Genomic DNA, 1,320 nt, shown 5'->3' on the forward strand with positions numbered 1-1,320 from the left:
GGCCTGCTGATGGCCGCCGCCAGCGGCTCGATCGTGATGATGGTGGCGCAGTACCTCGTGTCGGACCTCAGCATTGAAGAAGACCTGACCCCGTCGCGCCAGTTCAAGGCGCCGGTGGCCGAAGAGCCGCCCGGTGCAGGCCGCGTGGTGGTGAGGATTCACTACCAGATAGACCTGGCGCGCGCCGACGATTTTCGCGCGCTGATGCAGGAAAGCCGCCGCAGCCGCCTGCGCCAGGGTGCACTTGAGTGGGAACTGCTGCGCGACGTCAACAAGCCCGGCCATTACATCGAGCAGATCATTGACGAGTCATGGACCGAGCACCTGCGCCGCTTTGACCGCGTGACGGCCAGCGACGTGGCGCTGCGCGAACGCAAACTCGGATTTCACCTGGGTGAAGAACCCCCGCTTGTCACCCGCAGCATCGTCGAGCCACCCGGCAGAAGCTAGCGGCATTTTTTAGCCACCAACCACGGAGTATTTTTGTGATTGCAGCCACACCCCCAGCCCCTTACTACGCCGTGATCTTCACGTCATTACGAACCGAAGGCGACAAGGGCTACGGCGACATGGCCGACCGCATGGTGGCGCTGGCCACGCAGCAGCCGGGCTTTCTGGGCGTCGAATCAGCCCGCGAAGGCCTGGGCATCACGGTGAGCTATTGGCAAGACCTGGCGTCCATCAAGACCTGGAAAATGAATGCCGAGCACCTGGTGGCGCAGCAAACGGGTCGCAGCGACTGGTACACGCATTACAAGACCCGAATCGCAAAGGTAGAACGCGACTACGGTTTCGAAAGCCCGTCCACATAGCCTGCGAAACCTCTGGCCCGCAATTCGCAGGCCGGGCAGGTGCCGCAGCCATAGCCCCAGGCATGCCGGTGCACACGATCACCGAGGTAGCATGTGTGCGTGTGTTCCACGATCAGGTTCACCAGCGCTTCACCGCCGTTGGGCTCGCCTGATTTTTCACCGATGTCATGCGCCAGCCGCCAGGTGTCGGCCTTGTCGATCCACATCAACGGCGTCTCGATCAGAAAGCGTTTGTCCATGCCCAGCGACAGCGCCAGCTGCATGGCCTTGATGGTGTCGTCGCGGCAATCGGGGTAGCCTGAAAAATCGGTTTCGCAAACGCCGGTGACCAGCACCTGCAAATCTCGCCGGTAAGCCAGCGCCGCTGCGAGCGTGAGGAACAGCAGGTTGCGCCCCGGCACAAAAGTGTTGGGCAGGCCCGAGCTTTCCATCTTGAAAGCGACGTCACGTGTCAATGAGGTGTCGCTGACCTGCCCGAGCACCGCCAGGTCCAGCAGGTGGTCTTCAC

Annotated in this window: 3 protein-coding genes; 2 read left to right on the top strand and 1 reads right to left on the bottom strand. The window is 62.1% G+C overall.

Translation table 11 applies throughout. The features are described from left to right. Positions 1–450 (top strand): MFS transporter (locus AC1D1X_RS23515; RefSeq protein ID WP_477699374.1); only part of this gene is annotated, 450 nt, incomplete at its 5' end. Between the two features lie 35 nt (positions 451–485). Next, the gene (locus tag AC1D1X_RS23520) at positions 486–812 is read left to right on the top strand and encodes an antibiotic biosynthesis monooxygenase family protein (protein WP_477669931.1); all 327 of its coding nucleotides are present in this window, start codon (positions 486–488) and stop codon (positions 810–812) included. Here AC1D1X_RS23520 and AC1D1X_RS23525 read toward each other — a convergent pair. After that, on the bottom strand, positions 785–1,320 hold a 536-nt coding region (locus AC1D1X_RS23525; protein WP_477699375.1), incomplete at its 5' end, for a 7-cyano-7-deazaguanine synthase. The two genes, AC1D1X_RS23520 and AC1D1X_RS23525, sit on opposite strands and share 28 nt — an antisense overlap.

This window comes from Polaromonas sp. P1_G4, assembly GCF_056405475.1.